Annotated in this window: 35 protein-coding genes; 11 read left to right on the top strand and 24 right to left on the bottom strand. The window is 38.8% G+C overall.

The window, feature by feature from the left end; all coding sequences use genetic code 11:
- Positions 1–2: 2 nt before the first annotated feature.
- The 20 genes from AC1M9A_RS03325 to AC1M9A_RS03230 all read right to left on the bottom strand — a co-directional run bounded on the left by AC1M9A_RS03325 (position 3) and on the right by AC1M9A_RS03230 (position 11,420).
- Positions 3–419: a hypothetical protein gene (locus tag AC1M9A_RS03325; protein WP_481609620.1), complete on the bottom strand. Its 417-nt coding sequence runs from the start codon at positions 417–419 to the stop codon at positions 3–5.
- 73 nt (positions 420–492) lie between these two features.
- Complete coding sequence (locus AC1M9A_RS03320) at positions 493–789, bottom strand: hypothetical protein (protein WP_481589990.1); 297 nt, start codon at positions 787–789, stop codon at positions 493–495.
- Between the two features lie 47 nt (positions 790–836).
- On the bottom strand, positions 837–1,646 hold the full coding sequence (locus AC1M9A_RS03315) for a phage head morphogenesis protein (protein ID WP_481609619.1): 810 nt from the start codon (positions 1,644–1,646) through the stop codon (positions 837–839).
- Positions 1,621–2,979, bottom strand: coding sequence for a DUF1073 domain-containing protein (locus AC1M9A_RS03310; protein ID WP_481609618.1), 1,359 nt, complete (start codon positions 2,977–2,979; stop codon positions 1,621–1,623). The genes AC1M9A_RS03315 and AC1M9A_RS03310 overlap by 26 nt, the downstream gene beginning before the upstream one ends.
- 8 nt (positions 2,980–2,987) lie before the next feature.
- Positions 2,988–4,514: a phage terminase large subunit gene (gene terL / locus AC1M9A_RS03305; RefSeq protein WP_481609617.1), complete on the bottom strand. Its 1,527-nt coding sequence runs from the start codon at positions 4,512–4,514 to the stop codon at positions 2,988–2,990.
- Entirely contained in the window at positions 4,492–4,971 is a 480-nt protein-coding gene (locus tag AC1M9A_RS03300) for a DUF2280 domain-containing protein (protein ID WP_481609616.1), read from the bottom strand. Before AC1M9A_RS03300 ends, terL begins: the two co-directional genes overlap by 23 nt.
- A gap of 52 nt (positions 4,972–5,023) precedes the next feature.
- Positions 5,024–5,668, bottom strand: coding sequence for a putative metallopeptidase (locus AC1M9A_RS03295; protein WP_481609615.1), 645 nt, complete (start codon positions 5,666–5,668; stop codon positions 5,024–5,026).
- Positions 5,625–6,065, bottom strand: a complete 441-nt coding sequence (locus tag AC1M9A_RS03290) for a hypothetical protein (RefSeq protein ID WP_481609614.1) — start codon at positions 6,063–6,065, stop codon at positions 5,625–5,627. The genes AC1M9A_RS03295 and AC1M9A_RS03290 overlap by 44 nt, the downstream gene beginning before the upstream one ends.
- Positions 6,066–6,119: 54 nt before the next feature.
- Complete coding sequence (locus tag AC1M9A_RS03285; RefSeq protein WP_481609613.1) at positions 6,120–6,524, bottom strand: type II toxin-antitoxin system HicB family antitoxin; 405 nt, start codon at positions 6,522–6,524, stop codon at positions 6,120–6,122.
- A gap of 47 nt (positions 6,525–6,571) precedes the next feature.
- On the bottom strand, positions 6,572–6,754 hold the full coding sequence (locus AC1M9A_RS03280) for a type II toxin-antitoxin system HicA family toxin (protein ID WP_026441143.1): 183 nt from the start codon (positions 6,752–6,754) through the stop codon (positions 6,572–6,574).
- A gap of 90 nt (positions 6,755–6,844) precedes the next feature.
- A complete protein-coding gene (locus AC1M9A_RS03275) occupies positions 6,845–7,018 on the bottom strand; it encodes a hypothetical protein (RefSeq protein WP_481609612.1) in 174 nt (57 codons plus the stop codon).
- A 779-nt stretch (positions 7,019–7,797) separates the two neighbouring features.
- Positions 7,798–8,313 (bottom strand): hypothetical protein, encoded by a 516-nt coding sequence (locus AC1M9A_RS03270; RefSeq protein ID WP_481609611.1) that lies wholly within the window; start codon positions 8,311–8,313, stop codon positions 7,798–7,800.
- A 12-nt stretch (positions 8,314–8,325) separates the two neighbouring features.
- Positions 8,326–8,484, bottom strand: coding sequence for a hypothetical protein (locus AC1M9A_RS03265; RefSeq protein WP_171076748.1), 159 nt, complete (start codon positions 8,482–8,484; stop codon positions 8,326–8,328).
- Positions 8,481–8,888, bottom strand: a complete 408-nt coding sequence (locus AC1M9A_RS03260) for a DUF559 domain-containing protein (RefSeq protein WP_481609610.1) — start codon at positions 8,886–8,888, stop codon at positions 8,481–8,483. The genes AC1M9A_RS03265 and AC1M9A_RS03260 overlap by 4 nt, the downstream gene beginning before the upstream one ends.
- A complete protein-coding gene (locus tag AC1M9A_RS03255) occupies positions 8,885–9,145 on the bottom strand; it encodes a hypothetical protein (RefSeq protein WP_481589983.1) in 261 nt (86 codons plus the stop codon). The genes AC1M9A_RS03260 and AC1M9A_RS03255 overlap by 4 nt, the downstream gene beginning before the upstream one ends.
- The gene (locus AC1M9A_RS03250; RefSeq protein WP_481609609.1) at positions 9,142–10,098 is read right to left on the bottom strand and encodes a helix-turn-helix domain-containing protein; all 957 of its coding nucleotides are present in this window, start codon (positions 10,096–10,098) and stop codon (positions 9,142–9,144) included. Before AC1M9A_RS03250 ends, AC1M9A_RS03255 begins: the two co-directional genes overlap by 4 nt.
- Positions 10,095–10,397 carry a hypothetical protein gene (locus tag AC1M9A_RS03245; RefSeq protein WP_481609608.1) on the bottom strand — a complete coding sequence of 101 codons (303 nt, stop codon included), beginning with the start codon at positions 10,395–10,397 and terminating at the stop codon, positions 10,095–10,097. The genes AC1M9A_RS03250 and AC1M9A_RS03245 overlap by 4 nt, the downstream gene beginning before the upstream one ends.
- Complete coding sequence (locus tag AC1M9A_RS03240) at positions 10,394–10,651, bottom strand: hypothetical protein (RefSeq protein WP_481609607.1); 258 nt, start codon at positions 10,649–10,651, stop codon at positions 10,394–10,396. Before AC1M9A_RS03240 ends, AC1M9A_RS03245 begins: the two co-directional genes overlap by 4 nt.
- Positions 10,652–10,698: 47 nt before the next feature.
- On the bottom strand, positions 10,699–11,151 hold the full coding sequence (locus AC1M9A_RS03235; protein WP_481609606.1) for a phage regulatory CII family protein: 453 nt from the start codon (positions 11,149–11,151) through the stop codon (positions 10,699–10,701).
- 23 nt (positions 11,152–11,174) lie between these two features.
- The gene (locus AC1M9A_RS03230; protein WP_481609605.1) at positions 11,175–11,420 is read right to left on the bottom strand and encodes a Cro/CI family transcriptional regulator; all 246 of its coding nucleotides are present in this window, start codon (positions 11,418–11,420) and stop codon (positions 11,175–11,177) included.
- A gap of 1 nt (position 11,421) precedes the next feature.
- On the opposite strand from AC1M9A_RS03230, the gene AC1M9A_RS03225 reads away from it, so the two are divergent.
- The 9 genes from AC1M9A_RS03225 to AC1M9A_RS03185 all read left to right on the top strand — a co-directional run bounded on the left by AC1M9A_RS03225 (position 11,422) and on the right by AC1M9A_RS03185 (position 17,693).
- Positions 11,422–12,201, top strand: coding sequence for a LexA family protein (locus AC1M9A_RS03225; protein ID WP_481609604.1), 780 nt, complete (start codon positions 11,422–11,424; stop codon positions 12,199–12,201).
- A 35-nt stretch (positions 12,202–12,236) separates the two neighbouring features.
- Positions 12,237–12,452: a hypothetical protein gene (locus AC1M9A_RS03220; protein WP_481609603.1), complete on the top strand. Its 216-nt coding sequence runs from the start codon at positions 12,237–12,239 to the stop codon at positions 12,450–12,452.
- A 70-nt stretch (positions 12,453–12,522) separates the two neighbouring features.
- Positions 12,523–13,350: a HipA family kinase gene (locus tag AC1M9A_RS03215; protein WP_481609602.1), complete on the top strand. Its 828-nt coding sequence runs from the start codon at positions 12,523–12,525 to the stop codon at positions 13,348–13,350.
- Positions 13,343–14,176 carry a hypothetical protein gene (locus AC1M9A_RS03210; RefSeq protein WP_481609601.1) on the top strand — a complete coding sequence of 278 codons (834 nt, stop codon included), beginning with the start codon at positions 13,343–13,345 and terminating at the stop codon, positions 14,174–14,176. The genes AC1M9A_RS03215 and AC1M9A_RS03210 overlap by 8 nt, the downstream gene beginning before the upstream one ends.
- A 195-nt stretch (positions 14,177–14,371) precedes the next feature.
- A complete protein-coding gene (locus tag AC1M9A_RS03205; protein WP_481609600.1) occupies positions 14,372–14,800 on the top strand; it encodes a hypothetical protein in 429 nt (142 codons plus the stop codon).
- Positions 14,800–15,876, top strand: a complete 1,077-nt coding sequence (locus tag AC1M9A_RS03200; RefSeq protein ID WP_481609599.1) for an ATP-binding protein — start codon at positions 14,800–14,802, stop codon at positions 15,874–15,876. Before AC1M9A_RS03205 ends, AC1M9A_RS03200 begins: the two co-directional genes overlap by 1 nt.
- Positions 15,873–17,222, top strand: coding sequence for a hypothetical protein (locus AC1M9A_RS03195; protein WP_481609598.1), 1,350 nt, complete (start codon positions 15,873–15,875; stop codon positions 17,220–17,222). Before AC1M9A_RS03200 ends, AC1M9A_RS03195 begins: the two co-directional genes overlap by 4 nt.
- Positions 17,219–17,362: a hypothetical protein gene (locus tag AC1M9A_RS03190; RefSeq protein ID WP_179998060.1), complete on the top strand. Its 144-nt coding sequence runs from the start codon at positions 17,219–17,221 to the stop codon at positions 17,360–17,362. The genes AC1M9A_RS03195 and AC1M9A_RS03190 overlap by 4 nt, the downstream gene beginning before the upstream one ends.
- A gap of 64 nt (positions 17,363–17,426) precedes the next feature.
- Entirely contained in the window at positions 17,427–17,693 is a 267-nt protein-coding gene (locus AC1M9A_RS03185) for a helix-turn-helix domain-containing protein (protein ID WP_481609597.1), read from the top strand.
- 14 nt (positions 17,694–17,707) lie between these two features.
- On the opposite strand, the gene AC1M9A_RS03180 is transcribed toward AC1M9A_RS03185, so the two are convergent.
- Positions 17,708–18,970: a tyrosine-type recombinase/integrase gene (locus tag AC1M9A_RS03180; RefSeq protein ID WP_481609596.1), complete on the bottom strand. Its 1,263-nt coding sequence runs from the start codon at positions 18,968–18,970 to the stop codon at positions 17,708–17,710.
- 310 nt (positions 18,971–19,280) lie between these two features.
- Positions 19,281–19,514, bottom strand: a complete 234-nt coding sequence (locus AC1M9A_RS03175; protein ID WP_035270711.1) for a hypothetical protein — start codon at positions 19,512–19,514, stop codon at positions 19,281–19,283.
- Between the two features lie 273 nt (positions 19,515–19,787).
- On the opposite strand from AC1M9A_RS03175, the gene AC1M9A_RS03170 reads away from it, so the two are divergent.
- Complete coding sequence (locus AC1M9A_RS03170) at positions 19,788–20,336, top strand: hypothetical protein (protein WP_179998064.1); 549 nt, start codon at positions 19,788–19,790, stop codon at positions 20,334–20,336.
- Between the two features lie 148 nt (positions 20,337–20,484).
- Positions 20,485–20,961, top strand: a complete 477-nt coding sequence (locus tag AC1M9A_RS03165) for a hypothetical protein (RefSeq protein ID WP_035263591.1) — start codon at positions 20,485–20,487, stop codon at positions 20,959–20,961.
- 43 nt (positions 20,962–21,004) lie between these two features.
- Here the strand turns inward: AC1M9A_RS03165 and AC1M9A_RS03160 are convergent, their stop codons facing one another.
- Positions 21,005–21,358 carry a hypothetical protein gene (locus AC1M9A_RS03160; protein WP_143047393.1) on the bottom strand — a complete coding sequence of 118 codons (354 nt, stop codon included), beginning with the start codon at positions 21,356–21,358 and terminating at the stop codon, positions 21,005–21,007.
- A 98-nt stretch (positions 21,359–21,456) separates the two neighbouring features.
- On the bottom strand, positions 21,457–22,542 hold the full coding sequence (gene aroC, locus AC1M9A_RS03155) for a chorismate synthase (RefSeq protein ID WP_035263593.1): 1,086 nt from the start codon (positions 22,540–22,542) through the stop codon (positions 21,457–21,459).
- Positions 22,543–22,545: the final 3 nt, after the last annotated feature.

The raw sequence follows: 22,545 nt of genomic DNA, 5'->3' as shown, positions 1-22,545 counted from the left end.
AGTTAATGACTCAGCTTTTGTAAGATTCCGCATAATAGAAGTGCACAAGCTACGATTGCTGCCATGTGTAATAAGCATTGACCAAACAATCCTGAGTCATTATTAGGCTCAGATGCTTCAATTTTTTCCAATGGTGGAGGTGGCACAAATTCAGGTTTAGGCTCAGGCTGTTTTGCTGAATTTTGGGCATTAAAAAAGGGCTTTTTAGCCCTTATTTCTTCCGCTTTCTTTTGTATGTTATTAGCAATGATTTCTAAATCTATTCGATCCATACAATTACTAAAATCTGGATAAATTTGGCAGTCCGAATAACCACCCTGCATTACATCCCAATCCGTTTCTGACTTGGATACTGCTTTTTTGTTTTGAGCTTCCAGACGGCGATAAAAACGCTCTTTGGAAAATTTCTTTTTACGCATGACATCACCTTTCTGTTGGCAATAAAAAACCCACCGAAGTGGGTTAAATTAGATAAAACAACAAGTGACTTTACTATTGATCTTTAAGCGAATTCATCATTACCGAAGCATCTGCTGCCCAACACTCTAAAGCACAATCTTTATCAAATTTACTTAAACCAATCCCTTCACAACAATTTTTAGTCACTTGTAGAATTTCAATTGAATCCATATTCAATAGCAACTCGATATCGAAGTTTGATTCTTTAAAAACATCAAATAAAGGCTGAAAGTGGGGATCAACCACATCCATAGAAAGATACTTTCCAATCCATTTATTTGCTCTATTTTTTACATCCAACAAAATATCTAGTTTTTGGTCTTGATGCATCTGTAATCCCCTGCATATCGAAAGATACTTTAAATCAAACTATTAAATCAGTCGATCAAAATATCCTCATAGTTTGGCAACGCCGTGCATCGACATCCAATCTTTTGACCAGGATGACCTCCCTTTGGCGGTGTATCCCATCGAAAGGTTTTACCATGATGGCTTCGGCATAACGGACGAACCTTTTCATCCTTTGATGTTAAATAATCGTAAGTCGTTACACCTAAAGACGTCTGACGTTTCTTATTGATAGCGCCGTTGATCTTACCCATCTGATCGGCTGCAATCAGTCGTGCACGATAGTCTGTGCTATGACCGAGTTTTTTTATTTCCTGAGCCAGTTCCTGATTAGTTTGCCCTGTCTGCAAGGCATTCATCACCAATGCTTCAAGCTTATCAGTGTACTGACTTGGAATCGATTTAATCAAAGATACGTTTGCAGCAATCTGATTATCGATTTCATCCTGAATATCAGCGCCACGGAAAAACGGCGTAAGGTCCACACCAAGAATGGTCTTGGTATGACTAGCAATCTGCTTATCAACATCCTTGCTGGTATCCATAACCACTTTAGTGGCCAAAGATACCGACACTTCCATGGTGTACTTGACCATCTTTTCACGTAACGCCGTGAATAGATCCGTCACCCAGCTATCACCGATGTTCTGCCCTACCGTAGGTAAAACAAAATCCTTGGTTTGTTCCTGACAATATTTAGAGATTTCCAAAAGCTGACGTGTATAGAACAGCTCAACACGGCGATTGACCTTGACTGCCTTGGGCTTAGCCTTGCGTCCTTTCTTGCTTTTCTTGATCTGCTGAAGCTGAGGCTTAAGGATCTGTATGATCGTCGTCATTTGGCTTCACCATGGTTTCCAGTAATTTGATGTGTTTTTCATCAATGACTGAATAAACGCCGTCGATATTAAGCTGACGTGCGATCTGTGGTTCAGTGATGATGCCCATGTTGAGATACTTTTCATCACGCTCAGCATTGGCTTTTTCCACCTCCGCTCGGACTTTCGCATCCAATTGCCAAAGCGGATTAAATACGACATCCAGCTCAGGTATTTGACGCCCAAACGTGGACTGACAGATCATAGCGAGAAACTTCATCAAGATCGGCTTAAGGTCCCATTCCTGCTTAGTAGCAATCGAGTCGTAATAATTACGAGTGTCATGCTCACCAGTTGCATTCATACCTGCAGGTGATTGGCCAAACAGAATCGTATAAGGGATATCTGCCGCGCCTGCCGTCTGAACAGAGAATTCACGCATCATGTCAGGCAAGCCGCCGAAACTATACGTTTTTGATTCGTACTTTTCTTCAGCATCAAGGACTAACATACCGTTTAGGCTTTTCATCAGCCCCACAGACATGAAACGTTCCATGACGCCTTTCATATCCTCTCTAATCTTATCGACCAAGTTCGGCGTTTGAATGACATCAATCTTTGATTCATGAATAAGGCTAGCAGATCCACGCTTCACACTGGCATGATCCAGCAGATCCTCATAGACCTCTTGCAAGATGCTTTGAGGCTCTTCATTCACCACATCGGCATGAGCAATGCGAATTAGACGAGTATGGTGAATGCGCTTTTTCGCTTCATTCCCCATTTTCATTTCGTAAAATTCAGGCTGTTTTAGCAATCCACAGCATGCCGACGGCGGCAAATAACTGTTTTTATCCGCCGTGATGTATTTCTTTTTCACGACCGTAAAGAATTCCAAACGACCTTGACCAAGTTTAGAAATATCTAAAGGTTGATCTAGAGCAGCTCCGTCTGCCGTTCCAAGCAGAATGTACACAACGCCGTAGAGGCGAGAAAGGATTAAGCCCGATAAAAGCACATGCTCTAAGTTAAATGCCTTACACGCTTCCTCAAGGCGTTTTAAATCATCACCTTGAATGCCTTCATAGAACCATCCAGCACGCAGCATGTCAGATGCAGGACGATTCACAATACGGCGTGCGAGCCAGTTCTGGTACACCGCTTCAAGCTGATCATCATCAATGTCTTTACGGACGAACTTGCCACCTGTGGCTTTGTCACGCTCGGTACCAATATTGGATACCAAGTTGGTATATGCACCAGCATCACCAATAGCGTTGATTGCCTGTTTTACTGCATCTGCTACAAGCGTTTTAATTTTACCGCCTGTATCAGACTTTTTATCTTTAGCCATAAATACCTCTAATCAAATACAGTCGGCTTTTTCGCAAGTGAGTCATTAATCGCATCGATGGTAGGGTCCCATTGGTCATCATGCTCATGTGTGAAGTCGGCTTTAAGACCCTCGATTTCTTCAACATAATTCAATAACCACGTCGCACTCACAGGTAGAACAACACGGCGATCTTCAACGTAGAACACCACATCCATAGTACGAGTCAGCTTGTCTGTATCACGCTGAATCGCTTTGATCGGTAATGTGGTTTCACGCGAAATGTTTTGAATCAGCATCGTGCCTGATGCTTTATCCTCGATGGCCATGTATCGAAGCTTGCCGATCTTGGTGTTGCTTTCCTTATGCTTATTGATGAAAGCCTTAGCTTCCTTAATCAGCTCAGGTGCTTCCCATTTGCCACGGCGCACGTCGATGATGTACAGGCGATTGTCATAACCAAGCCCTGCACATAAGAACACTGAATAGTCGTTATGCTCTTTGGTTTTTTGCGCCGTATCTGCCCATATCGCACGCCACTTGAGTACTGGTAACTCATGGTACCGATCGAACCATTCAGCCTTAACAAGATCACCACCAAGCTTTTTAGGCTCTTGCTGGTACTGACTGCTGAACGTATAACGCGACACTGTAGCGCCGTCTTTATCCTGACCGCCTTTCTCTAACTGCAGTAATGACTGTAACGACTCTTTCAATGGCCAATAGCTTTGACGCCCTTTCTCGTCACGCTCCACATCGCGCGGGACTTTCTTACGAATATGCTCAGGCAATGAGTTGATATAGTCATCATCAATCAGTGCTGGTATCGAGATCTGATGCCATTTCCCTGGCACGTTGCCAGTCATCACAAAGTTAGTCGGATCCTCAACGTGTAAACGCTGCATGATCAGAATAATCGGAGTAGATGATTTGGCTTTACGTGAGTTGACTGTGTTCAGAATCTTACGATTTGCCTTGTTACGTGCCGTCTTACTAAATGCATCTTCAGGCTTGAGCGGATCGTCCAGAATAATCGCACCGGTAAATCCAGCATCTGCCAAAGTACCTGCACGGCGGCCCGTAACCTGACCACCCATTGAGGCGCTATACACGTGCCCCGCTTCATATCCATCTACAGTCGTTTTCCAACTTGCCTTAGCATCGGTACTGGTTGAGATCTTCACAGGCCATAAGCCCTGAAAATCAGCCGATTTCACGATGTTTCGCGCCGTGGATGACACATCCTCTACAAGTGATTGCGAGAAGGACAAATATAAAAATCGTGAACGCTGATTCCGTGCCAGTCCACGTGCGATCAAATTGGTCAGTAGTTCAGTCTTACCTGAACCAGGTGGAACGTTAATAACTAAATTTTCGATTCGTCCGGCAATGACTTCATCAATGGCCCAAGCTATGTATTCATGGTGCCAATTGACTGAGAACTTAAACCCCATACGAGGCATGAAAAAACGGCGTGTGAAAAACAAATGTTCACGTTCGCATTTCTCACGTTCAATCTTTATCTCAAGCGGTCTAGTATTTACTTTCGAGTTCATCTAACACCTGCTTCACTAATTCAGGGCTAGCATCCACGTAGGTAACATTTTCGCTTTGTAATGGTCCACCGTCAGCACCTGTGATTTCAAATTTCTTTTCGTAAAAGCCCTTGATGATTTTTTGAATCTGATCGGAAAGCTTGATTGCATCACGTGTATTGTTTTTCTTCTTAATCAGAAGATCACTGAGGATTTTCAGCTGAACAATGTCGTTTGCACCTTCAATGTTGTAGATCGGCTGATCAATGTATTTCTTGCGTGCCTCATGAAATAAATCCACAAACTCTTCAGATAAATCAGCACCAGCCACCTTTGTTGGGTCGTAGCATTCGACTTGCTGAGGTGTGACATCAATATTGAATTTTACCTTGATCTCTTCTACCACCTGAGTCGGTGTCATGAACTGCGCAAGTGACCGTACAATAAAGGCTTTTTCGAGTTTTTTAAGTCTTGCCATAAATCACCATCCATCAAGGTACATCAAGGAAAGTGGGCAAAAAAATTTGAATCTAACCGATTAGACAATTCCCACAGCACGCAGCCATACTTTTTTCAGATACAAACGGCGCTTGTTTTGAAAGTTCAACTAATCGCTTCACAGATTCATCTGCTCCCCATCGTTTTACTTCACCAAAGAACACTTCAACGTCATGGCCAGCTAAGTAATGTTTAGGTAAGCCTGTGTGATCGCTATAAATGATTTCACCGTCTGCATCACGCTCAACACCAATGTGATATAGCTCATGTTCAATCAAACGGCAGAATTCACGGTCAGTGGCTTGTTCACAGAATGCAGCATCAACAGTAATCAGGTATTGAGGCACAAAGCCGAACCAATCTCGCATTTGTTGTTCTTGGCGTGCTTTTTTCCATCCACCTTGGTTAAACATCACTTTTTCGCATTGACCAAGGACCATACGCTTTTTTGACACGGCGGCACTTGATGCCCATGCGAATGCAAGGAATTCTTCGTTGTCATGTATGAGTTCAGCAATATGGTCATGGTCAGGGTTGTGAAGTTCACCACCCAAGGTGAGCCAATTCTTTACTACCCACTGGTAAAGTTCAGGTGCAGGTGCTAATCGAATAGCATCTTCATCTTCGGCTTGATCAATCAGATCTTGAGGTGGAAACGGTCGAATTTGTTGTTCCATAAGAAGCCTTCAATTGTTTCAACCAAATATACGCACGACCCATCATAATGTCGGCAGGCAAGAATTGTTGGAATCGATAACCCATCTCTTCGGCATGGTCATATCGATCCACACTCCACGCTTTTTTAGCTAATTTACCTTTACGACCACCTGACCATGGACCACCAGCGATTTCAATCAGCATTCGATATTCAATAAGATGCAGATCAAAACGCCAATGTTTCGTGCTTTTGAAATGAAAATACTCTTCGTATTTGATTTCCAATAGATCAAGCATGTATTTGATACGATCAAATGCTTCTAAATATTTTTCTGATGCTTTTGGCAACGGCGTATTACGTGGTTTTTTCTTTGGAATGGATTTATCAGTCATGGCTTTATATGCTTTTTCATCCATATTTCACCCATTAAAAAACCCGTCATGTAGACGGGTTTTTTCTTTACAATTTAATTAAGCATGAAGCATTCTTTCTGCGCTTGCAGCCAAGAATGCTGAACGTGATTTAAATCGAGCATCTTGTTTTACACGATCATCGATAAGATGGATTAAGCGACTTGGCAGAGTAACATTTACTTTTTCAGCTTTACCCAAATATCGACTTACATCTACATCAACAACAGCCCAAATCATACCTTTGTAATCTTCATTATCAAAAAAATTAGCAGCTGCTGATGCTAAAGGAATATCCTCACCATCTTCTGCTAAAATTTCCAAATGACCAGCGATTGCCTCTTTTACATTCTCAAGTGCCTCTTCAAAAGTATCACCTGCTGAAAAACAACCTGGAATATCAGGGACAATCACACCGTAGGCTTCTTTATCTGAGCCCCTCTCTACTGCGATTGGATATAACATTTTCTCACTCCAAAAAAGGGCTAAATCTATCTGGAAAATGCTGCGGGTCATTTGAGACCCGCTTGCTTCAAAATGCTATTCACAGTGCCCGGTGGTAAATCCTTTTTAGGATGAGGAATCGTTACCAACCCCTTCTTGGTTGGATGTTTAAAGTGATGATGATCACCCTTACACCTAACCTGGTACCAACCGTCTGCTTCAATCATTTTGATCAAATCCAGACTCTTCATTCAGCCCTCCATATTAACGTTATGGAGCAATTATAACCCTAGAGGTATATTTAAACAATAACCCTAGAGGTATATTTTTTATAATATTTGTTATCTGATTAGCACATTCCGTAAATTACGAATGCGCTCTTTCAGCTCAATCATGATTTCATCAATCGCAATCATCTGATGACGCTTTAGACCTGAACGACTCAGATTCTGATATTTCGCCAGCTCCGCACAACAGAACTGTAAATCTTGTTTGGCTTGTACACGGTCTGTCATCGATACTCTCCGCACGGCGCTACGTTGAATTAATAAAAAACCCTGCATTTAGCAGGGTTAATTTATAAATTTCAGAATTATTTATCTTGAATCTCACCTGTTCGTAATTGGCGAGCTCTTTCCTCAGTATTTATAGTGTCTATTTTCTTACACCAGTACATAATCACGTAATAAAATTTAAAAATGAATGCAATGATTATGAAAGTTATAAAATTGTGAATTTGGAAGGTATCAGTATTCCCTTTAATAAAATCATATAACGCTACACCCAAAGCAAATAGACTCAGCAATACAAAAATTTTATGCAAGATTGTTAGATTTCGATCTGTTATTTTAAGCATTTGAAAATAAATCTCATTATCAGTTATCTTGATTATATTATCAATAGATGACTTTTCAAGCAAAAAAATACCTCCCGGAGGGGGAGGCAAAATTGAAGAACAGGTTAGGACCTGCGTACAAATAATATTCAATTTATTAAGGCTTTGCATTAGCAATAAGTTACAAATGAAAAAAATTAAAACCCCGCCAATATCTAGCATGTGGCAGGGTTTTATACGCCGTAATCCGTTCAGCAAATAGTGAATATGGAGGCGGTAATTTAATTAAACCACTACGATTAATATTAGACCGCCATTGGTGCCCTGATCTTGCTTACACATGACATTTCTCAGGGCAATAAAAAAGCCCACCATTTGGCGAGCTTTTAAATTAACTTCATGTATCAACGTACACTTCGGTCACTATATCACAAATATGCCATACCCCGTATATACACGTCAAGCACAATTATCAGACTTTAAAACGATTGGTTTTTTGGTGAATTTTTCAAAACTAAATTGAGGATATCGAGATTTAATAAAAGCTAAACCACATTTTATATCCTGTTGAATTTGAGATACGTACGTATCATTGCTAGCAGCAATATCTCGTATCGATTCATCCATGACATAATGCGACCAAATTGAACCAATCCAATCTTGTAAAACCTCATCTTCAATGACTTGTAAATCCAAATACAGTTTATGAATAGCACGTGCTTCATTATTATCAATTTGACAACATGTGCCTGTACGCTTAGCTCTCAATCTATCAACCAGACTTTCATCTTTCATATACATTGCCAGCAATGCTTCACGTTGCTTTTGAGTGATGCGTTTTGTAGGCATGGTTTTCACGATCATTACTAATCTTTCATTATCACCATTAATCCATGCGCCTAACTGTCTTGACCACTCTTCAAAACTATATTTTTGCCAATTAGTCGCTTGCATAATTGTTAGCGCTGCATTCATTCCTTCACCCAATTATTTAAATAATTTGCATGTATGTTGGGTACCATTAACCCAGTACACATCCTGACTTTTACAAACCTGAACCGTATTCCATGTGTTTACAGCAACAACAAGCATCATCAACAAGATGAAACCAGCAATCCAAAGCCAGTCATTATTTCTACGTTTCATCCCAAATCCCCTACCATCTTTTCAATTTGTTCAATCGCTGAGCCTGACTTCACTTGCTCTGTACTAAACCGTATTACCTGGTAACCCATCATCGTTGCTGCATTATATTTTTCCATGTCCCCGATATACCCCTTGCCTCTGGTATGGCGTCCACCGCTCCATATACCGCCTTCGACCTCAATCAATATTTTCGTGCCGATTAGGTGAAAATCAGCTTTCCATTTGCGTTTGGGATGGAACCTAAATTCCTGCTCAAACTGAATTTTCACCGCACGTAATTGCATGGCCAGTTTGGATTCCCCCACACTTTCACGTGCTGCTTTAACCGTGGGACGCTTACGCCCCTTTTTCGGTTTTTCGATTCCTAGCATCTTGTGGTATTCAGCCAATGAGTAACTGGTCATTCAGTTGATCCATTGGCCAACTCAGCAAATAACTGTTTGGCATGATCTGTGAGGCTAAAACCTTGTGGGGTTTCTCCGTCTTTAGCCACTAAACCCCACGATGCAAGACCGTTCAAATAGCGCTGTAAGCTTCGTATTGAGATTCCCATGTTTGGTTCTATCGCTTGATGAATCTGTTTCACAGATACTCTTCCAGGCGTTGATGCCAAGGTTTTAAATATCATTAGATTGGTATACGTCCGTTCAGCTTCAGTCATGCTGCAACCTCTGGGAGATGCCCATTGAATCCAACTTGCTTGAGATACGACTCCCATTTTTTTGCTTGTGCTGGATTCTCTAGCTTCACGGCGATACGTGCTGCTAATTTGTCGTATGATTCTCCTGGTTCACTGAACTTGCCAGCAAATTCAGGATGATGAGCAAGTTTTTGAGCGAAGGTTTGAATTTGTTTTTCGGTGAGTCCTATTGAATTGGTTTTCAGTGAACTCGAATTTCTAGAAGTGCCTGAACTTGGTTTTTCAGAGTATTTGGTTTTGTAGGCGTTGATCAGCCAATCAGCGAAGTGATAAATCATCAAATCATCGCTCATGGATTTTTCAGCGTTGAAAATTTCGAATGCTCGTTTTTCTCGTTCAGCCCATTTGGAATTCATGATGAATTCAAAATCGATTCCGTCATCTGCTAAGAAAATTTCTTCACGAAGTTTTTTAAAGCAAAACCAAGATTTTTTATTTTTAGATTCTATTGATAGATTCTTTGAAAGATTCCGTGTCCCAACGTTGGGACTCTTTAACGGAATTGTTGGGACTCTTTCATGGAATTGTTGGGACTGTTCCATTGTTGGAACTGTTCCACTGTTGGGACTCTTTAAATCATCATTTTCAGCATTAAAGGGTTCCGTTGTTGGTACTGTTTCTCGACCATTTACACCTATTAATTGATAGACTTTAACTTGTTTAGTTCGGCCTTTGCGTTCACCAGTATCTGCAATTAATCCATCTTCGATTAGCTCATCAATGATTTTAAGAACAGTTTTACGGTCCATTTCTGTATCTTCAACCAATCTGCTCATGCTTGGATATGCACAATGATCTTCACTGGCACGATCAGCAAGTGAGAGCAATACTAATTTTTTAAGGGGTTTTAAAGCTCCGCCTTTTTTGGTGGGCATTTCAACTTTCCATGCCCATACACTTGCATCTAAACTCATGGATTTTCCTCACTCACCTTTGGCTTTACGTAACCACCAAATGCCACCACTTGTTCCGCTTTAATTAAGCTTGAGATTACTTGGTGTGCTAACCACATCGTTATACGAAATCGGTATGCCATCTTTTGAGCGAGTTCTTCTTTCGTTACTGCAGCGTTATCCTGGTTATAGCCACGACGTTTAAGGTTTTCTTTTTTTACTGCTAAAACTTCATTTAACAACTGCAGTGTCGGCTCATAGAATGACTGCACACCTTGTTGCTGTTTATAGTCAGGTTGCTTTTGAAATTGAGTATTCATGAAACCTCCGCTAATGCCATTTCAGCATCTGTTAAACGGCGTTTTAATTTGAGCTCTGTTGGTGTTGCCAGTCGGATATCCGCGCGATGTACAAGTTGGCCACCTTCTAACCAGTAATATTGTGCAGGTTGAAATGCCTCAACCATCACGAGGTCATCAGTTTTGATATGGTTCACGTACACCACGACATCACCAGTCAAGAAGTCTGTGTCTGGATTGTTTTGAATAAGGTCTTGTGATAGATTTGTTTTCATTCATGATTTCCTAAATTATTGAATGCCTAAAAGCCTGACCTCGACCGTCAGGCTTTTTCGTCTACGCATGCATGAATTTGTGAATCTAGCTTTGCTAAAAATAAGTGCAGTTGATGTATGACTTTAGACATGTCCAAGGCTTCTCCTTGCGTAATTCGACCATCTGCCATCATTTCTCTAAAGACTTCACATACATCCCCACCGCCCTTACCTATGCTTAAAACTAGATCTGTTAGCGCCGTATCTCTACATTCGGGAATCTGAGGCAGATCAATAGAAACCTTTCCGTGTTCAGCATTAAGTGCTTGCAAAATCCTGTAATCCCCTGTGATTGCAATTAACTTTGAAGCTTCGACAAGCGTTAGATGATGTGTTTCCGTATTTGGATTGACTTTACTGTTCAGCACAGCAGGACTTTTAATACCAAGACGTGGCGCGAGTGCATTTGCTCCGCCTGGATAATCGTGAACTGTGTTATATGCAGCATCAGTGATGTTCATTCGTATTCCCTTTGAACGTGTTTTTAGGCAGATGCTTTATTACTATTTTTAGTAGAACGAATAAACGCCCAGTTTATATCTGGACGTAACTGCTCTGCCTTGACTAACTCATTTGTAAATTCCTCAATTGGCAGACATCGATCTTCAGGAATTCTATCGAAATTCCATTTACTTAAAGCCCAAGGCGTTATACCGAGTCCACGAGCTAATGCTGATTTGCTACCCGCAATTTCAATTGCTTTTTTTAATGCACTTTTTGGAGATGACATAATGCAACCAATAACACTACTTAAAGTAGAAGACAATATACTACCAAAAATAGCATTGGTGCAACCAAAAATAAGGGGTAAACTTCTACCATTGGTAGAAAGTGGAAAAAGATCCAAAGTGCAAACAGTTAAATATCAAGAATTTGCATCTAGACTTAAAAGTCTTATGGAAAAAAAAGGCTCACCAATAAAATCAGTGACCCAATTAAAAGATGCTATTGACGTTACTTATGAGATGGCACGGCGTTATACATTAGGTATTGCTAAGCCGCGTGAAGAAAAATTATTGGTATTAGCTGAGATATTTAATGTTGATATAAGTTATTTATCTCATGGTACAGGGTTAGAACCAAATATTTCTTCCCCAATCCCTATCGCTGGTCGCCTAGTTCCAGTTATTTCGTGGGTACAAGCAGGAACTTGGACTTCAGTCGAATCTGTACCAAATGGCACACAATTTGAAGAATGGTTGCCCCCTAATCCTAAATGCGGAAAGAATGGATACGGTTTAGAAGTCGTCGGAGAATCTATGATGCCTGACTTTAGACCAGGCGATAAGATTTATGTAAATCCCGATTTTCAAACGGCGGATTTGAAGACAGGTGATCTTGTAATCGTTGCTTGTGAAGGTGATGCTGAAGCCACGTTTAAAAAATTAATATTAGAAAGTGGGAATGTTTACCTACAACCGTTAAATCCTCACTGGCCTGAACAAACAATCGCTTTAATTGATGGCTGCAAACTGGTCGGTAAAGTGGTGGGGTTGTACAGGGATGTTTAAACGTTGAGTTACTGTTGGCTTGGGGGATATTAGATGTGCAAACGATAGAAATCAATTCCCACAAGATCAGCTATGTGCTTTATCAGCACAACCTTCTGACAGTGGGACTTCAGACGGGTGAAAGATTTCTGTATCGCCTGATTGAATCTAGCACATTTGTTAAATTTATGGATTCGGTCGATAAAGACAAATTTTATAAAACTGAAATTGAAGCGAATAAAAATTTTAAGCGCATTCAGCTTTTTATATAGCTTAAAACTGCGAACCCGACGCAGCCTTTAGAACAGATCGGGTAGTAAATTATAGAGGGTGGATTGCAGTATGGTATTGGAAGAATTTATAGATAACCACTTATTGTATGGTAGGGCTTTAATTGATTTGCAAGTAAGCAAAAAGGGCTCTAACCCTTTATGGACTGGGTTTGTCTCAACAAATCAAGGAGAATTTCCTGCATATATTAAAAAATGCAATCATAAAGATGGTTTATGTATCGAGATTATTAGCTCATTATTAGGGTTAATGCTTAATATTCCCATCCCAAAGCCAATCCTAGTTTTGGTTGAACCCAACCACCCTCAGATAGTTGTGAATGAACCCACTTTTTTGTTTGGGTCTCAAATGTATGAAATGCCATCGTTTGAAAGATTCTTATGTGATCATAATTTAAGCGAAGAATGTTTGCTTGATTATCCTAATCTTCATTCTATTGTTGCGTTTGATGAGCTTATTGCTAATCCAGATAGAAATAATAGTAATATTTTATATGATGGCGAATCCTTTAGATTTATTGATCATGAAAAAGCATTTTCTGCTACTCAAGACCCGAGGCAATCAATCAGTGAGATGAGTAAAATTGCTAACATCTCAGATATTGTGCAGCACTATAAAGGAGAGAATGATGTATACATCCACAAATTAATGTCGAAAATAAAAAAATCAATTAGTGAAGAAATGTGGGCGACAAACTGTGACTCGCTTATTAAAAAAGCTAAAGATAATTCGGTACTTAGTGAATATAATTTAATTCTTGAAAGGGTGCGTAGCTTTTTACTAGCTAGACAAAGTGTGTTGGCAGTTCTAATTGAAAATGCTATAAAACCACCACAAAACCCTCAGCAATTGGACTTAATAGGAGGTTATGATGTTTAATAAAGTTTCATTTCCCTCTGCACCTGATTTTTTTGCTGAATGGCGAACTGTGTATTTTGAGCCAATTCCAAATAGTGGGGAACGTATTGCTATACTCATAGTTATTAAGAATGTGAATGGTAGGATTGAAATTTTTGATGCACTACACCCCACTGTTATTGATAGTCTATATGGTTCAAAAGCATCGTCATTTAACGGGTATTTAAAATTAATTAAACTAAATATTTTAAAAAATAATGGTGAGTCAACCATTGATGGAGTTGATATTAGCCCTTGGCATTCATCTCAATCTGTAAATATTCAAGGAGTAGTTAAACAAGCCCTATATAAGACTGCAAGTCTTGGAGCGGTTGCTTTAAAAAGTCTGTTTGAACAAGACGATAGTTCTATTGAAAATGAGCAAGTAGATAATCGTTGGTCTAAACGGATAAAAAATGAAGTGTTAGAAATTGACCCATCATATGAAAAATCATTCGATATAAAAATTCCCATTAGAAAAGATGTAAAAATCCTTTGTGGTTTTCATACATCAAGATACTCTGCAAAATTTAATGTCTGTACATCACAGACCATAACTAGAATGAAATCAAACTTAATGGATCTCCAAATATTTGATTCTCACAATGTGTCCGATAAATTTGACTTAATTATTCAAATGCCAACAGATGACAATCTTCAAGTTCCACTTAAGACTTTAGCTAGAATGAAAGAAAATATTGAGTTACTAAAAGAGGAAGTCGCATCGAAAGCTAATATTAGTATTTACACCTGTAATTCAGAGAAAGAAGGTGCAGCAAGAATATTTGAAATGCTTAAAGCTAGTTAAGATTAAATCCACATCCAACCCACCCAGTGTGGGTTTTATTTTGCCTAGTATAAAATAAAACAACTTAAAGTAGAATTATTTTCTACTTAGTATTGACAATATTTCTACTTTAAGTAGTATTTATCTCACAGACAATAAAAAAGCACATCGACTCTCTTAACTTCCGATGTGCTTTGCATCACTGCGAGATCAATTATGAATTTAAATTTCACACCATTCAATACCGTCGCCGTAAGTTTATTGGTATCTACTGTAACAATTGGTGCAGTAGTATTCACTAATCAACCAGACCCTTTGGACTTAAAGCTTAGCTATTCAAGCTATGTACCTAATCAAACATCTGTTGCAGCACTAAAACTGACCTCTGAAACGACTGGCTATGCAGTAGTACGTCTTGATGAATACACGCTCGACGTGTCATTTGACTACGAAAAATTTACGAATGATTACGGCGTTCCTGGTAGTGAATTTGACGATGCAATGATTACATCTCTGACGATCGACAAAATTCACGATGTATTAGGTAACTCTGTATCAGATTTCACAGATCACAATGACCATTACAACATTAATCAAATGTTGATCACTCACATGCACAAGAATCGCATGTTAGGGGGTGTGTAATGTCGACTGTATTTTTTAAAAAAGCGCAACGTAAAAATGCAAAATTACGCCTTGCTCTTGCTGGGCCTACCGGCTCAGGTAAAACCTTAGGTGCACTTCTTTTGGCTAAAGGAATTGGTGGGAAAATTGCTGTCGCTGATACAGAAAATAGTAGTGCTGAGCTGTATGAAGATATTGTTGAGTTTGAGCATGCGAACATTCAACCTCCCTACACTCCTGAAAAGTTTATTGATGCTATTCATGCTGCAGAAAAAGCAGGTTTCGATACCTTAATTCTGGATAGCATTACTCATGAATGGTCTGGCGTTGGCGGTTGTTTGGAGATTGTAGACAAACTTACCGGCACAACTTTCAAAGGTAATAGCTGGGGTGCATGGAGCCAAGTTACACCAAGACACCGTAAGTTTATCGATGCAATGCTTCAATCTAGCATCAATATCATTGTGACCATGCGCAGCAAGATGGATACCGTTCAGGTTGATGCAGGTAACGGTAAAAAGAAAGTAGAAAAAGTGGGGATGAAAGCTGAACAGCGTGATGGTATCGAATATGAGTTCACCACCGTTCTGGATCTAACTCACGATAACTATGCAGTTAGAACAAAAGATCGTACCCGCATTTTTAATGAACCCATGCTTCTTTCTGAACAGGCTGGTGTACTACTTAAACAATGGTTGAACTCTGGATCTGCTAATGCGTGTATCAATGGCAATCAATTCTTAGAACTTGAGGCACTTATGCAACAAGCTGGAATTGATATTGAAAAGTATTGTGCCAAACGAGGTCTAAATAGTCTTCACGATGTTCAACAGCAGAAGTTTGATGAAACATGCGCAGGCATTCACGCAATCATCCAGCGTAACCAACAAGCACAACGAGCTAATGAACAGCAGCTACATGCTGAAAATGAAGCACGTCTAGAAAATGATTATCAGGCTGCGTTGAGAGATATTCGGAATGCTAATCACGTCAATGATCTAAATCGGCCTGCGGACTACTTCAAAGGCACAAAGTACGAACAACAAATTTTAAACGCCTGTCAGGCGAAATCAGATATGGAGGGATGGTCAGCATGAAAATTTTAAATGGTAAAGAAGCCTTTGAAGCAATGATGGCTGGTAAAAAAATTCTGTGCCGTGCCATTGGTGATTTACTTGAATTCAACGATCTGGAAAATTTTCCGGCAACTATCTTTGCAATGCCTGGCTATGAGTTCTCTATCAAAGTTGAAACTATGGAGTTGGCAGGTATTACTTTTGCTAAGCCTCTAACGCTTGATGATGTAGTGGAAGATCAGGAAATCTTTATTGTTCATCCTGATCACGTTTCCCTGGTTAAATACAGTAAACAGAATGAGGAATATTTTGCTTGTGTGCGTAATGGTTTTGCTCAAGCAGATAATAAAAATGCAGTGTTACAACTAGAGGCAATCGGTAAGCTATTTGGTCGAGTCATTTGTTATTCACCAACAATCGATAATACAGCCAAAAAGAAACGATCAACCAAAGCTAAGAATGATGTAGACCAGGTCAACACACCAGTTACCCAACAGCCTGAGCAGGAAATTAAAACCATTTATGGATCTGATGTTAATTCTGAAGAAGTTTTTAATACGTATAAATCAGGTATCACTAACACCAGTAGCACTGAAACAATCGATGGATTGGTTTTCCAGGTCAAAACAGACCCAATATTAAGTGCTGACCAGATAAATGAATTGGTGAATTTTGCTGAAACACATCGAAAACAATTGAGTGATGCAGTTGAGCAAGATGAACCTGTGCTTGATGATACGGATCCTGCGATTCGGAGATTTATCGAAGCTATTGATAAATGTAATTCAGATTATGAGTTGCAAGGTGTTGAGCGCAACCTGGAAGGCAATAAAGACAAACTTGCTGATGATGATTACCAGGATCTGGTCAATCGTATTGCTGGTAAACGTGAAAGTTTCTTTGGTACCAAGCAATCAGGTGTACATCATACAGAATCATCAACCGGCAATTTAAGTATTGCTGAACTTAAACGACTGCAGGAAGAAGCTGAAAAGCTAACACAAAACAAGGATCAAGATGCAGATGGAGAATATCAATCATTGCTCGCTGATCTAGTTGATCGTGCCAGTAAGGCCAATACACCTGCTGAAGCCAATACCTTAGTTCGATACACCAAAACATGGACAGAAGAGCAACGCAAACCACTGCTTGATGCTATCCATAAACGCTTAGTTCAGCTGAATGATTCAAATGAACAACCATCACTGGCGGTACGTATTCAACGAGCTGAGGATCTGACTGAACTGGATGTTCTAGAGATTGATGTATCTGCATGTGATCCGGTTATTCAACCTAGATTAATAGATCTTATTGAGCAGCGCCGTATTGAGCTTGAATCACTTACTGAAGCTGGTGAGCCACAATGAAATTCAACTATTCCTCTATTACCCGAACACTCACAGTGTTCGGGACGCGAATGACCCATATTTTCGAAAATGTTGGTATTGGTGAAATTGATTCTTTGGTCATCAATGCAAAGTTTAAAGAAGCAACTTGGAGAAAGTAATGAAAAAAATTTATGTATCAGATTTTCAAAATGAAAAACAAATACAAACAACAGAGGTGTTTTCATGGCTTTGAAAAGTTTTAAGAATATCAATGAAGATGAACGATCTAAATTATTAAAACCATTTTTAGATGCTCCAGATGATCAAAAGTTTGGACAAGATTTGGTAGCTCTATATTTAGATTGTTCCCCGTGGACGTTAGCAAGAATGCGCTGTGATGGGTCTGAACTTCCTTACACCAAAATAGGTCGTCGAGTTGCTTATAGAAAAGCTGATGTACTCGCTTTCGAAAAAAGAAGAACTGTCACCTGCACAGCACAATACGCATAATTAAAAAGGCAGGTTTATCCTGCCTTTAATTGTTTGAGTCTTTCATCCCAGACACTTTCGTAGTTAAAACAATCAATTTTTCCTTGGTATACAGCCTCAATCATATTCATGGAAGCTCTTAATTCCTCCATCGGGATTTGAACATAGCCGCCCGTGACATCTAACCGTGGTCTAGCAGTATGGTTAAGGAGTCGTTTAGTCACATATATGTTAAATCTTAGTAAATTACATATCGTCGCGAAGGTGCGCCTAAAATCATGCATCGATACATAAAAATTAACCTGAGCACCTATTTTCTTGAGTGCAGTATCTACTACAGTAGCGTTAATATTGTGAGAAGTTGGAAGTTTAGTCGCTGGGAATACCCAATCATTTTCTTTTAGTAAGTATCTTTCTTTTAGTACGGATAGTAAGTGGTCCCCTACTGGAAATTCATGATTAGAACCATTTTTCGTATCTCTAAAAATAACTATACCTTCTTTAAAATTCACATCTTCCCATTTAAGACCACAGACTTCTTGACGACGGCAACCGGTATACATGGTAAATAGGATGATATCTCGATGCGTATTGGATCGTGCAGTATTTTCTAAATTGAGCTCATCCTCATAATTTATAACGGCGTTGTAGTACTTATGAATGATACTTTTATCTAAGTGCCTATTACGACTTTCAATCTTATTCCAACCTTTAGTTACGGCAATTATATCAACTGGATTGCTTTTTAAAATTGGATTTTCATCGGTAGAATAAAGCACATGAATATATTTCCAGACTGTGCCTAGCAATGAAATTGCACCATTGGCTGATGACTTGCTGAGCTCAGATACTTCGATAAATTTATCCAGGACTTCTTTTTTTGTTATTTCGAAGAGCTTACGATCTGACCACTTTAAGTATAAATCAAAGTATTTTTTATACTGTCTAATTGTTTTAGGTTTGAAATCATTTCTATCAATGTAAATTTTTAATGCTTCATCCACAGTGATATTTAAAAAATTATTTACGCTTACTTTTTCATTTGGACTAATGTATTCCCCATTGGAGATTTGAGCCAAAATCATTTGGGCTTTTGCTCGAGCAGAATTTACGGATATTTCATTCGCTTTCCCAATCACGACTCGATAAAGTTTCCCCTCGTGTCTACGTTCAACAATATAGGATTTTGATTTCGTGGTGACTCGAATCGCGAAACCGATCAAATCTTTATCTCTGATAATTTTTTGACCAGAATCCGTCAATGGGATAGCATCAACATTAGACTTGTTGAGTTTCATGATTAATCCAATAAACCTTCAGTAAGTTTATTAAATCATGCTTCTCAATAGTCTACAAATAGTCTACACGTGATTTTTTAAGACTTTTATAGCATCGTTAATATTAATATAAACCACTAATAAATATATAATTTTAATTTAATAATAATCCACAATGGTGCTATAGAAAAAGTAGAATCCACCTAACCTACTTTGGATTGGGAATGTTTGGTGCATATTGAACCGTGCTTAATTTCGAATAGAACTATATTATAAAATAGATTATGAATAGTGATGAGAATAAGAAAGGCAGCTCAAGGCTGCCTTTAAATTAATTCAGTGCGATGACTTTAACTAAGATTGTTTGTGATTCTTCAAAGTCATCAAATATTTGCTTTCGATTAAGTTCTTTTGACTTCACTTTAAACTCATGATTCTGGTACTGAATGACTGATGGAATTGAATCGAAATACGCATAGTCTGCCTCGATGGTTTCTTCAAACAATGGAGTGCCCAATTGATAGTCTTTGCTCTTCAGCACCACATATTTCACAGTCGTTTTCATTTCATACTCTTTTATTAACGCTTTATTTTTAGTTATATCACCTTTTGAAAAGTGTTCAATCAAAAATAGAAACGTTTGACCATAAAGGACTCAATCAATTATTTTTTAACGCCTTTAAGCTTAATTAAAGTAACATGACAAGCATCACCACAAAGAAAAATAGCAAAACAAGACAATAAATATATATTTTTTGATAACTGGTTAACATTTATATGGATTCTATGCTAAATTTAGCATATACAAAAACAACATCTATTTAACTGGTTGATAATAATGAAAGTTCAATTTATATCTATTCTTACTGCTCTTTCACTGAGTGGGTGTATCGTTGTATCCAATAAACCAAATGCAAGTTCTGCAAAAGCTTATGCATCTAATGTTATTGATTTTAAACCTTCAGAAAATGCCAAGCGAATTGAAACACGTGGTCAGGTGATTTGTGAACCATCAAAACCATGTACTGAGTTAACATTTGATTGGAAACAGCAGAGCAATAATTTATTTAGAGTACATACCAATCTATTTGATCGAAAATCTTTTGATATCAAGCAAGTGATTTTCACGCTAGATGGTCAAACTTATCCTTACACAACTTTAACTCAAACCAATACACGCTCAGTCAACAATTCCGATCTCATTAACTCTACAAATTACATTGATGTACCAATGAATTTTGTCGTTATGTTTGATCAGTCTAAATCTATCGATATTGCTGTAGTGACAGATCAAGGTGCTATTACGCATAGCATTTTAAAAGATGGGCATGCATCATTTGCCTATCAAACATTTAAAAGTGGCTACCAACAATTTAAACAAAAGTAAAAAAAGACCCACTATGGGTCTTTTTTTAATCATCGATACAAAACTGCAACGTGTTATTAGACTGCTAGGCATTTCATTTTTTAGAATTTTTCGTTAGATTTAACAAATTGTGTACACAGTTATAATAAACAAGACAATAGGTAAAATCATGAAAATCAAACTAGCGCTTATTTCAGCATTGGTTGTATTAACAGGTTGTGCAGGAAGTTATCCAGAACGTGTTGTAACCAAAGGACCTCTCATCTGTGCTACTGATGAAATTTGCCCTGAGCTTGCACTCCGTTGGAATGATGAAAAGCGTAATGGTTTTAAAATAACTGCAGATGTAAATGACACTATACAGCACGATATAAAACAATTGAACTTTATTGTTGATGGTCAGCCTTATGTCTATTCAACAATTCAACCAACCCAATATGCAACTGCAGCTGGTGTAACGAATTCATCTAATTTTATTGTCGTTCCTGTAAGTTTTTTAAACTCATTTAGAGACGCAAAACAAATTGATCTAAAAATCGTGACAGCTAACGGCGAAGTGACTCGTCCCATCCTGCAAGCTGACGGTCAGAAGTCTTCTGCTTACTTAACATTTATCAAAGGTTATACAGGTCAAACTATCGAATAAATGAATTATTCACTAAAAAGCCAGTTCGTTGAACTGGCTTTTTTTAAGGCTTACAACTTTTTTGATAACTTGTTCCTAAATCTTGGAATGATAACTCAAAAGAATTTCTCATTTTTTTTGCAAATAATGCTTCTTCTTTTGCTTTAGCCATATGAATATTCTTTTGTGCTATTCGCTCTAAAGCATTTAATGCATCTGCATATTCACAAGCTCTTTGAATGATCAACGAAATATTCTGCTTACTATCGACCGATTGATGTAATCGAATTTGACTCGCTTCAATTTCGTTATAAATTGATTTCACTTCAATATCAAACTGAGATTGTGTTAAGCCATTCGCATAACTATACGATAATCCGCATAAGACCATCGCCCCAACCAATATCCTTATTTTCAATTGAATTCCCCATAAAACGTTCAATTGCAATTTTAAAATTATATTAAAAAGCCAGATCAATCATCTGGCTTTTTACATCATACGTTTTTTTACTTTGGTTAAATTGGCTCAAATGGCGCAACAACGTCGGCATTTTGGGCACGATGACGCATAAAGTGATCCATTAACACGATTGCAAGCATCGCTTCAGCGATTGGTGTCGCACGAACACCCACACAAGGATCGTGACGACCTTTAGTAAGAACATCCGTATCTTCACGATTAATGGTAATCGTTTTGCCTGGTGTGGTAATAGAAGCAGTAGGTTTTAGTGCAATTGATACACGAATATCTTGACCACTTGAGATACCACCTAATATACCACCAGCGTGATTCGCTAAGAAGCCATCAGTTGTCAGTTCATCACGTGTTTCATGACCAAATTGTTCAGCCACGCCAAAACCATCACCAATCTCTACACCTTTAACCGCATTAATTGACATCATCGCATGAGCGATATCAGCATCTAAACGGTCGAAAACAGGTTCTCCCCAGCCTACGGGTACTTTAGAAGCAATAATTTCAAGTCGTGCTCCACAGCTTGTTCCTTTTTCACGCAATGATGTCACAAGTGCTTCAAAGCGTGGTACGGCATCAACATCACCACAAAAGAATGGATTATTCGGCACTTCATTCCAATCTAGTTTTTCTGTTTTTTCAGTTCCGATTTGTGTTACATGCCCTCGGATTTCAATACCAAACTTTTCAAATAAGAATTTTTTAGCAATTGCACCCGCTGCAACACGCATCGCTGTTTCACGTGCGCTTGAGCGACCACCACCACGGTAATCACGGAAACCATACTTTTGTGTATAAGTATAGTCTGCATGACCTGGACGGAAAGTTTGTGCGATATTACCGTAATCTTTAGATTTTTGGTCTGTATTACGAATTAAAAGACCAATGGATGTCCCAGTGGTTTTACCTTCGAACACACCTGAAATAATTTCAACTTCATCTGGTTCTTTGCGTTGTGTTGCAAATTTAGAGGTACCTGGTTTACGACGATCTAAGTCTATTTGTAAGTCCTCAGCTGATAACTTTAGACCTGGTGGAACTCCATCTACAATCGCCATCAAACCAACACCGTGAGATTCACCACAAGTTGTTACACGGAACAATTGTCCAATACTATTGCCAGCCATGTT

Source organism: Acinetobacter sp. ANC_7634 (genome assembly GCF_056779875.1).
This window is presented reverse-complemented; position numbering and strand designations above follow the sequence as displayed.

Coding starts and splice junctions, on each gene's coding strand:
- AC1M9A_RS03325 (WP_481609620.1), bottom strand. CDS start 419: ATGCGTAAAAAGAAATTTTCCAAAGAGCGTTTTTATCGCCGTCTGGAA.
- AC1M9A_RS03320 (WP_481589990.1), bottom strand. CDS start 789: ATGCATCAAGACCAAAAACTAGATATTTTGTTGGATGTAAAAAATAGA.
- AC1M9A_RS03315 (WP_481609619.1), bottom strand. CDS start 1,646: ATGACGACGATCATACAGATCCTTAAGCCTCAGCTTCAGCAGATCAAG.
- AC1M9A_RS03310 (WP_481609618.1), bottom strand. CDS start 2,979: ATGGCTAAAGATAAAAAGTCTGATACAGGCGGTAAAATTAAAACGCTT.
- terL (WP_481609617.1), bottom strand. CDS start 4,514: ATGAACTCGAAAGTAAATACTAGACCGCTTGAGATAAAGATTGAACGT.
- AC1M9A_RS03300 (WP_481609616.1), bottom strand. CDS start 4,971: ATGGCAAGACTTAAAAAACTCGAAAAAGCCTTTATTGTACGGTCACTT.
- AC1M9A_RS03295 (WP_481609615.1), bottom strand. CDS start 5,668: ATGGAACAACAAATTCGACCGTTTCCACCTCAAGATCTGATTGATCAA.
- AC1M9A_RS03290 (WP_481609614.1), bottom strand. CDS start 6,065: ATGGATGAAAAAGCATATAAAGCCATGACTGATAAATCCATTCCAAAG.
- AC1M9A_RS03285 (WP_481609613.1), bottom strand. CDS start 6,524: ATGTTATATCCAATCGCAGTAGAGAGGGGCTCAGATAAAGAAGCCTAC.
- AC1M9A_RS03280 (WP_026441143.1), bottom strand. CDS start 6,754: ATGAAGAGTCTGGATTTGATCAAAATGATTGAAGCAGACGGTTGGTAC.
- AC1M9A_RS03275 (WP_481609612.1), bottom strand. CDS start 7,018: ATGACAGACCGTGTACAAGCCAAACAAGATTTACAGTTCTGTTGTGCG.
- AC1M9A_RS03270 (WP_481609611.1), bottom strand. CDS start 8,313: ATGAATGCAGCGCTAACAATTATGCAAGCGACTAATTGGCAAAAATAT.
- AC1M9A_RS03265 (WP_171076748.1), bottom strand. CDS start 8,484: ATGAAACGTAGAAATAATGACTGGCTTTGGATTGCTGGTTTCATCTTG.
- AC1M9A_RS03260 (WP_481609610.1), bottom strand. CDS start 8,888: ATGACCAGTTACTCATTGGCTGAATACCACAAGATGCTAGGAATCGAA.
- AC1M9A_RS03255 (WP_481589983.1), bottom strand. CDS start 9,145: ATGACTGAAGCTGAACGGACGTATACCAATCTAATGATATTTAAAACC.
- AC1M9A_RS03250 (WP_481609609.1), bottom strand. CDS start 10,098: ATGAGTTTAGATGCAAGTGTATGGGCATGGAAAGTTGAAATGCCCACC.
- AC1M9A_RS03245 (WP_481609608.1), bottom strand. CDS start 10,397: ATGAATACTCAATTTCAAAAGCAACCTGACTATAAACAGCAACAAGGT.
- AC1M9A_RS03240 (WP_481609607.1), bottom strand. CDS start 10,651: ATGAAAACAAATCTATCACAAGACCTTATTCAAAACAATCCAGACACA.
- AC1M9A_RS03235 (WP_481609606.1), bottom strand. CDS start 11,151: ATGAACATCACTGATGCTGCATATAACACAGTTCACGATTATCCAGGC.
- AC1M9A_RS03230 (WP_481609605.1), bottom strand. CDS start 11,420: ATGTCATCTCCAAAAAGTGCATTAAAAAAAGCAATTGAAATTGCGGGT.
- AC1M9A_RS03225 (WP_481609604.1), top strand. CDS start 11,422: ATGCAACCAATAACACTACTTAAAGTAGAAGACAATATACTACCAAAA.
- AC1M9A_RS03215 (WP_481609602.1), top strand. CDS start 12,523: ATGGTATTGGAAGAATTTATAGATAACCACTTATTGTATGGTAGGGCT.
- AC1M9A_RS03210 (WP_481609601.1), top strand. CDS start 13,343: ATGTTTAATAAAGTTTCATTTCCCTCTGCACCTGATTTTTTTGCTGAA.
- AC1M9A_RS03205 (WP_481609600.1), top strand. CDS start 14,372: ATGAATTTAAATTTCACACCATTCAATACCGTCGCCGTAAGTTTATTG.
- AC1M9A_RS03200 (WP_481609599.1), top strand. CDS start 14,800: ATGTCGACTGTATTTTTTAAAAAAGCGCAACGTAAAAATGCAAAATTA.
- AC1M9A_RS03195 (WP_481609598.1), top strand. CDS start 15,873: ATGAAAATTTTAAATGGTAAAGAAGCCTTTGAAGCAATGATGGCTGGT.
- AC1M9A_RS03190 (WP_179998060.1), top strand. CDS start 17,219: ATGAAATTCAACTATTCCTCTATTACCCGAACACTCACAGTGTTCGGG.
- AC1M9A_RS03185 (WP_481609597.1), top strand. CDS start 17,427: ATGGCTTTGAAAAGTTTTAAGAATATCAATGAAGATGAACGATCTAAA.
- AC1M9A_RS03180 (WP_481609596.1), bottom strand. CDS start 18,970: ATGAAACTCAACAAGTCTAATGTTGATGCTATCCCATTGACGGATTCT.
- AC1M9A_RS03175 (WP_035270711.1), bottom strand. CDS start 19,514: ATGAAAACGACTGTGAAATATGTGGTGCTGAAGAGCAAAGACTATCAA.
- AC1M9A_RS03170 (WP_179998064.1), top strand. CDS start 19,788: ATGAAAGTTCAATTTATATCTATTCTTACTGCTCTTTCACTGAGTGGG.
- AC1M9A_RS03165 (WP_035263591.1), top strand. CDS start 20,485: ATGAAAATCAAACTAGCGCTTATTTCAGCATTGGTTGTATTAACAGGT.
- aroC (WP_035263593.1), bottom strand. CDS start 22,542: ATGGCTGGCAATAGTATTGGACAATTGTTCCGTGTAACAACTTGTGGT.